The sequence below is a fragment of the Zunongwangia sp. genome (assembly GCF_048269745.1).
GTDB lineage: Bacteria > Bacteroidota > Bacteroidia > Flavobacteriales > Flavobacteriaceae > Zunongwangia.
The window spans coordinates 1-7,214 of record NZ_JBLXIB010000033.1 but is presented as its reverse complement, the minus strand read 5'-3'; the positions used below and the strand labels follow the sequence as shown (position 1 = coordinate 7,214).

Genomic DNA, 7,214 nt, shown 5'->3' with positions numbered 1-7,214 from the left:
AATCGAAAAATGAAGTTTGGTTTTCCGCATAAATTCCCAATTCAGATTTCTTATCATTTTTACAAGACAGAAATAAGAAAATCAGAAGTGAAATTGTCAGCAGTTTGTTCATTTTGGGTATGTTGTACAACGTTGAGTATATGCAAAGTAGGCGATTGCGGGCTTCAAACCTATCAAACCGCTGTGAAATTGGAGCGGGCTACAACCCTTGAATTTACTACTATTCCGCCTATTTTGTATATACATTGTTAGCAAGAGTAATTTATTAGTTTTCTTTAATTATCTTATGGATTAGTCTCAACATATCATTTGTAAATCCAACAAACGAAGGTTCTTCCCATGGTAATTGTATGCCTATTTCTACAGTGTCTTTATCAGGTTTATGCGCCAAGCTGTTTCTGAATCGTATAATCTTTTCATAAATATGAACTTCATCATAGGATTCTCCAAAGCTTATTCGATGCCACAAATCTTGCAATATTTCAGCAGGTTTTACCTCTAATTTACCAATTCGCCTCTTTAACTTAGTTTTTAAGTCCAATTGAAACTGATTAGTTAATTCTGAAAAATCATTCGCTGAATAATTTTCATCAAATCTTATTTTCTCAATGTCTCTAAGCAAACATATATGCAAAACATATTCTAAGAGTCTAAAAACATTTATAAATCTCCCCGGTCCTTTCCCTGAATATATTTCGTTCAAAATTGAAAGCGCAATTCTATCATCATCCCATTCTATCAATAAATCACACAAGTCCTTATAAATCTCTGGCTCATGTTCTATAAAATTTTCCTTAAAGTTCAAAGTCCAAAAATTCAACCGACCATTAATCTGCATTTGTAATTTTGCAATTAAAGTAGTTATCTTTTTTCTCTGCTCTGGACTATATGGCATACCTGGATTTATCTTTAAAGTCTCTGACATATCATGCCCATAATCACTTAAATCATAATCTGTTGTTAAATTAAGAGCTTCAACAAACAAGGAACTTTGACTACTTACGCAGATTTTAATTCCATCCTCTTCAATGAAAAATTCTCCTAAATAATCTTCTTCATCCCATAATATTTCACAAAATATCTCAAGTTCTTTAATTGAATTAATACCTAACTCAGGAAGTATTTTTAATTTAGTTTTAGTTTGGTCTGCCAAAGCATCAATTTGAGGAATCCAGTAATCACTAAGAAAATATTTATTACAATTTTCACAAAAATAAGTAGCAACCTCTTTCGTGGCTGTTCCTTTCAAATCACCTTTTCTTGAATATTCTACGATAATGGTATCAACTTCTGACGAACAAGTTTTACATATATATTTGTAATCTATTTCTTCATCAGCTTTATTTTTTATTGCACATTTTTCTAAAGAATTATATCCAATTAAATATTTTTCAGGTTTTCTTATTAAATCAGCTTTACTAATTTTCTTCATTGTTCTAAGTTGAAGTTTCGGTCATTATTCTTGCTAACGTGTTTGTATATGGTTTGTTGCGTGGTTTATCACGTAATTTAGCAAATAAAAACCGAATAGAAAATCCGCGAGGATTTTCGTAAGTAGGCTAGAACTAGCAATAAATTATATACGGTGTTCTACACAGTTTTTTCTTCTTCTTCTAACGGAATATTCTTTTCCTTACAATACTTTTCAATTTCGGAATCTGTTTTAAAATAATCGTCACAAAAACTTTCAAATTCCTTTTTTGTTCCTTTTACATATTTTTCAGGAGCAATTAACATAGTTTCGGTTTGTCCAATAAATTTTTCAAATTCAGTATTTATTTCACAAAGTTTGTCAATTGTCTTGAAATCCAACTCTTTGTAAGTTGGTTGAAACAAAATTTTACTTTCGTATGGATTTCCGTTTAATTCTATAATTCCAATTCCGAAAGATTGGTTAAGTCGTTCCATTTCATTCATTAAGTTTTTACTTATCTCAAATGCAACTAAATATCCATAATTTGCCCAACTTGAATTCGAAACAGCTTGGAAAAAGCATTTTTTCAATTCGTAGTCAGATTTTATTTCTCTCTTTAATTCGTATGATATTAAGTTAAATGCATCTGCTTTATTTATAACTTTTAACAACGCATTACTATACGGATTTTTAAGATTCAAAAAATCAATTCCTAACATATCTGGATGAATCCATTTTTGATGGTCATCTTTACTATTCGCTGATTTTTCGTGAAATATCGTTTTTGAATATATATTTTGACTTTTTAAATATGAGCTTAAAAGTTTGTGTAAATCTCGTTCTTGATACTTTTTAGAAGCTGGTTTTTTAATTAAAGATTCTTTTTCAACAACTTCAGAAAGGTTTAATTCGTTTTCATATTTAGCTAAATAATATTCAAATCCTTTCTTTCCTTTTACACGTTTAACTCTTGAGTCATTTTGTCTAATAAAATGCCCTAATTGAGCTCCAATTGTATCAGAAGGAGTTTTTGCATTTCCCCAATCAATGTAATTTTTTTCATCAATCATTTTCAGAACTTCCAAATACGTGAAAGAACCAATGTTGTCTTCTAATACTTTTAAAATAGCTTCTTTTATAGTCATTTATTCGTGTTGTTGGTCAAATTGTGTAGAACGGATTTGTATAACAATCAGTTGCGGATTGGTTTGAAACTAAGATAGCTAAATTTACCGACTTTTATGCTTGCGCGGTTGTGTCCGCAGGACAAAAAACCGCAATTGTTGTTATACGGTGTTACCATACGTTTTTAATTGTCGAATAAAGTTCCTTAATCAATATCCCTAATATTATTAGTACAAACCACCAAATGATTTTTAGAATGATGTTGTTGTTAATCATTTCATTAAAACCAGAAAGTGATATACCGAAAATATCTTTTTTTGTAGAATATACTTTCAGTTCATTATTGGCTGTTTTATCAATAATGAACTTAAACAATTTAACCTTTGAAAGCGTAGAATAATGAAGTTTCAACCATTCTTTTTTCTCAAAACTTTCAGCTTCTTCAGAACCCTTCAAAAATTCTCTTGGTTTAAAATTATTTAGAATACTTAGATTATATAATTTTCCTCCATTTCCATCTTTTGAATAAAAATCGCTATAAATTAAACAAAGTGTTTCACCCAGATTAATTTTGAATTTGTTTTCAATTTCAATTGGTCGTCCTCCTAATATTCTATATCTATTATCAATTGCTTTAAAACCATAATTGCTATTATTCATTGACCAGTGGACAAAATATTTCGTTCTATTTTTTTGTAAAAAATTATAATATTCGGATAGCATTTTCTTCTCACATTCGTCAATTTCAATCTCAGTTAGATTATTAAAATCATATTTTAAAAATTGTGCTTGAAGATGTACTGAATAAGTATTTGTTTGAGATGTTTCTAAATCCATTAATGAAATTGACACAATTCTCGGTGAACGTCCATTTGAATTTAAGAAACTTTCACAGCTATAATGAATTAATAAGGTCTCTGAATTATTTTTTTTAATCAGTTCTATTCTCTGTAATCCTTTTTCTCTTAATGTTAGTCTATGTGATTTAAATAATTTCAAATTTTTCTTTAAAATGTATGGTAACGTGTTTGGCTATGGTTTCGTTGCGTGAAAATCCGCGAGGATTTTCCGCCGTAAACCGAAGATAGCAAATTTGCGAGGACTTTCCGAAAGGAAAGTCAGAAGCAATGAACTATAGCCGGTGTTGTGGTTAGTTTTTTTACTCATTCAGTATTTTAGTTAGTTTTGGAAATTCCGTTTCCATTCTTTTATTGTCCATTTTTCCATCGTAGTCATTGTCTCCATATTAAAGTCCAACAGCTATTAGTCCTTCAAATCCATTTAGTTCCGATTTTGGTATTTCTCTTAAAATATTTGCAAATTCGTTTTCACCAATTCGATAAATTATTTGGGTTAAAACGTAACCCAAACCATAAGAACTTGCTGCTCCACCATTCGGAAATTTTTTTATTCCAATGATTGCGTTTTTATCTTTTTTCAGAGCGTGGTTAATCAAACTTTCCATTTTTATGTTTTCCGACAAAGATTGATGAACAAGCAAAGTGTCGCCAATAATAATTCCATCAACTTTTTCTTTTTTGCAGCTGATTATTGTCAAAATCACAAATAGAAAAATGATTTTTTTTACCATAAATAAGGTTTTGCAAAGTAGAGCCAACCACACCATAAAGTCCAGAAGCAACTAAATAAAAGTCCGATTATGAAGAATATTATTCGCAGTTTTTTAATTCCGACTTTATTTTTCAGATAATACCAATCAAATAATTCTAATAAGATTCCTAATGAGTAAAAAATATTTGCTCTAATTCCCCAAACTATAATTCCGATTGTGTCGTCTAAAGTCCAAAAGTATTCTCCTCTTGAAAGTCCATCATAAATAGCAAAAATTCCGAAAAGTCCAACAGCGACATTATAAATCCATCTTTTAGATTCCCACCATTTTATATTCGATTTTAGTTCTTCTATTGTCATTTTTTCAAATTAACCACAACGTGTTTGGCTATGGTTTCGTTGCGTGAAAATCCGCGAGGATTTTCCGCCGTAAACCGAAGATAGTAAAAATGCAAGGAATTTCAGTTATGAAATTCCGACGCAATGAACTATAGCCGGTGTTGTGCATAGTATTTTTTATTCGGATTTCCATTTGTCAGTTCTTTTTTGTTGGTCATTTTGGGTTAAGTAATGAACAGCGATTAATAACTGAATATTCGGATTGTTTAAATCAAATTCTTTCGGGTTTTTGTAAATCCTTTGTTGTAACAAACCCATTGATTCGAAATCTCCAGTAGCAATAAGTCTATCAGCATATTTTTTAATTTCTGCATTGTTTTTTCCAAGTTCACTCAAATATTTTTGATATTTTCCATTGTATTTTGAACTTAAACTTTTTAATTCCAATCCAGTATCTGGATAAGTCGCTTTTCCAAACTCCCATATTTCGTTAAATGTAGATTTGGAAATAGAATTATAAAGTTCTTTTTGCTGCTCAAAGTCTACTTTTTTTAAAATCGGTTGCCAACCATTTTCTAATAATTCAGGTAATATTTTAGAAAAGCAAGTTTTAAAAACCGACTTCTTATTTTCACAGATTTGGTTTTTAAAAAAGTCCGTTATTTTATTTAAGTCAGAGATTTGTTCAGTCGAAAAGTTATTTTTTAATTCAGTTTTAGAATATTGAGATTTACAAGAGAAAATCAGTTGTAAAATAGTAATTCCAAGTATTAATATTAGTGTTTTTCTCATATTATGCACAACGGTTTTGAGTATGGCCAGTTACGGGTTGGTTAGTCACGTTTTGTCCGCTTAAAATAAATATAGCTAAAAACATCTAATATCGATTAAGTATTTAGCCGCAATTGGCTATACGCATTGTTAGCTGCTGCCTTTTTTCTTATAATCCTTCCAAATACTTTGAGAAGCTGGCTCAGCAAAATTTGTTTCTTGATTTAAACTAAAAATCATTAGAGCGTTCGGTCCTCCCTTTGGTTTTCTCAAATTTATGTGAAAATGAGAATTATCTTCTAGATCTTTCTTAATTGAGTCTAAGAGATTCTCTATTTCATAAAATGTTTGTTTTATCAACCAAGATCCAAGGAAGGCTAACGTAATCTTTTGCTTTTCATTTGTCTTTTTTTTAATCACAGATTTAAATTTCTTTAAAGACTCTTCTGAGCAGTTAATTTTTAAGTTAAATTTTTTACTATCTGACTCGAAAATAGTAGCAAAAGTATGATGATCTCTTTTATTATGTAAAAGTCTAGATCGATAATTATATAACTGTCCTACAAACCTTCTATCTATTTCATCTACGGTTTTACAGAATTTAAATTTCCCCTTAAAATCTCCCCTCACTTTTTTAGCCAATTTTGTCCAGTACAAGGTCTTCTGCTTATTTGTGAAATAAATGTAACAGATGGAATGACTCAAATAATCAAAAACAGATGAAATATGAAATATTATACTATCAAATATAGAGGAAAGTTGTGTTTCTACTTGATCAAAATATGGATTGGTCATCTCCGCTGTTCTCCAATCCATAAATTGTGGATTTTCTTCAAATAGATTTTTAAGATGGTTTTCAGCGGAACCGAGTTCTCTTAGTAAGAGTAAATATTGATGACTTGCAGAAAAAAGTCTGTATTCAATATTTTTTTTAAGTCTCAAAACATTCTCTTGTGAGTTTTGATCGCTGGAATGATCATGATAAATCTGTCCGATTGCTCTTATTCCGATTTCTGTTCGGAAAGTTTCAGATCGGATTTCTTTATAATCTTTTTCTCTATCTATGATATCAAGATATTCTTCTTTGTTATCCATTTCTTAAGGTTGCAGCTAACGGTTTCGAGTATGGCAAGTTGCGGGTTGATTAGCCAGGTTTTGTCCGTTTAAAATAAATATAGCTAAAAACATCGAATATGATTAAGTATTTAGCCGCAATTGGCTATACGCGATGTTAGCAAATGTTATTTCCCAATTAATTCATTACATTTTCCTATTACTTTCATTGCTTGTTTATATCCTAAATCAGCAGCTTTTTTAATTAGTTCACATCCGTTTTCAAATTCTTTTAAATTAATTTTACATACACCTTTATTAAAAATTGCAGCAGAATAGTTTTCATCAATATTTATAGCTTTATTATAATATCCGATTGCTTTTTTATATTCTCTATTATCAAAGTATAGATTTCCAATATTATAAAATGGCTCAGGTTTCTCAGGAAATTGTTTAGCTATGTTTTCAAGATTATTTATTTTTTCTTTTAAATCTTCTTTATCAGGCTTACCGCAATATTGATCATATACTAATTTTGCCTCTTTGAGTCCTAAATCTGCCGCTTTTTTAGCATCTTCACAACCGTTTGAAATCTTTAGTGTTGCATTTAATTTTCCTCTTAGGAAGTATGCTCTTGCATCTTTTTCATTTAACTCAATTATTTTATTTAGTTCAGCGATAGCCTTTTTATAATTTTTATTAGCAATCAGACTTTCTGTATTTTTCCAAATTTCTTCAATAGATCGTTTTTCTTGTGCTTTTAAAGCGTTGAAAAATAAAAGAGTAATAAAAATTATAGTAATTTTCTTCATGGATATTAATATTTGCTAACGTGTTTGTGTATGATTAGTTGCGTGGTTTAGTGACTAAGCTAGCAAATAATTACCGAATAGAAAATACGCGAGTATTTTCGTAAGCAGGCTAAAACCTAGCAATTAAT

General features: G+C 29.8%; 8 protein-coding genes. All 8 read right to left on the bottom strand.

Going from position 1 to position 7,214, the window contains the following annotated elements; translation table 11 throughout:
* Window positions 1–265: 265 nt before the first annotated feature.
* Entirely contained in the window at window positions 266–1,432 is a 1,167-nt protein-coding gene (locus ACN0WI_RS16750) for a hypothetical protein (protein ID WP_417888197.1), read from the bottom strand.
* Between the two features lie 158 nt (window positions 1,433–1,590).
* Complete coding sequence (locus ACN0WI_RS16745) at window positions 1,591–2,559, bottom strand: HTH domain-containing protein (RefSeq protein WP_417888196.1); 969 nt, start codon at window positions 2,557–2,559, stop codon at window positions 1,591–1,593.
* Window positions 2,560–2,710: 151 nt separating this feature from the next.
* Window positions 2,711–3,538: a hypothetical protein gene (locus ACN0WI_RS16740; protein WP_417888195.1), complete on the bottom strand. Its 828-nt coding sequence runs from the start codon at window positions 3,536–3,538 to the stop codon at window positions 2,711–2,713.
* A gap of 247 nt (window positions 3,539–3,785) precedes the next feature.
* Window positions 3,786–4,130 carry a hypothetical protein gene (locus ACN0WI_RS16735; protein WP_417888194.1) on the bottom strand — a complete coding sequence of 115 codons (345 nt, stop codon included), beginning with the start codon at window positions 4,128–4,130 and terminating at the stop codon, window positions 3,786–3,788.
* Window positions 4,124–4,471, bottom strand: coding sequence for a hypothetical protein (locus tag ACN0WI_RS16730; RefSeq protein WP_417888193.1), 348 nt, complete (start codon window positions 4,469–4,471; stop codon window positions 4,124–4,126). The genes ACN0WI_RS16735 and ACN0WI_RS16730 overlap by 7 nt, the downstream gene beginning before the upstream one ends.
* Window positions 4,472–4,627: 156 nt before the next feature.
* The gene (locus tag ACN0WI_RS16725) at window positions 4,628–5,242 is read right to left on the bottom strand and encodes a hypothetical protein (protein ID WP_417888192.1); all 615 of its coding nucleotides are present in this window, start codon (window positions 5,240–5,242) and stop codon (window positions 4,628–4,630) included.
* A gap of 129 nt (window positions 5,243–5,371) precedes the next feature.
* Window positions 5,372–6,316, bottom strand: coding sequence for a hypothetical protein (locus ACN0WI_RS16720; RefSeq protein ID WP_417888191.1), 945 nt, complete (start codon window positions 6,314–6,316; stop codon window positions 5,372–5,374).
* A gap of 146 nt (window positions 6,317–6,462) precedes the next feature.
* Window positions 6,463–7,086 (bottom strand): tetratricopeptide repeat protein, encoded by a 624-nt coding sequence (locus ACN0WI_RS16715; RefSeq protein ID WP_417888190.1) that lies wholly within the window; start codon window positions 7,084–7,086, stop codon window positions 6,463–6,465.
* Between the last annotated feature and the right edge of the window lie 128 nt (window positions 7,087–7,214).

What these genes read in the sequence shown, in the direction of transcription:
- ACN0WI_RS16745 (WP_417888196.1), bottom strand. Translation starts at nt 2,559, where the DNA reads ATGACTATAAAAGAAGCTATTTTAAAAGTATTAGAAGACAACATTGGT.
- ACN0WI_RS16730 (WP_417888193.1), bottom strand. Translation starts at nt 4,471, where the DNA reads ATGACAATAGAAGAACTAAAATCGAATATAAAATGGTGGGAATCTAAA.
- ACN0WI_RS16735 (WP_417888194.1), bottom strand. Translation starts at nt 4,130, where the DNA reads ATGGTAAAAAAAATCATTTTTCTATTTGTGATTTTGACAATAATCAGC.
- ACN0WI_RS16750 (WP_417888197.1), bottom strand. Translation starts at nt 1,432, where the DNA reads ATGAAGAAAATTAGTAAAGCTGATTTAATAAGAAAACCTGAAAAATAT.
- ACN0WI_RS16720 (WP_417888191.1), bottom strand. Translation starts at nt 6,316, where the DNA reads ATGGATAACAAAGAAGAATATCTTGATATCATAGATAGAGAAAAAGAT.
- ACN0WI_RS16725 (WP_417888192.1), bottom strand. Translation starts at nt 5,242, where the DNA reads ATGAGAAAAACACTAATATTAATACTTGGAATTACTATTTTACAACTG.
- ACN0WI_RS16715 (WP_417888190.1), bottom strand. Translation starts at nt 7,086, where the DNA reads ATGAAGAAAATTACTATAATTTTTATTACTCTTTTATTTTTCAACGCT.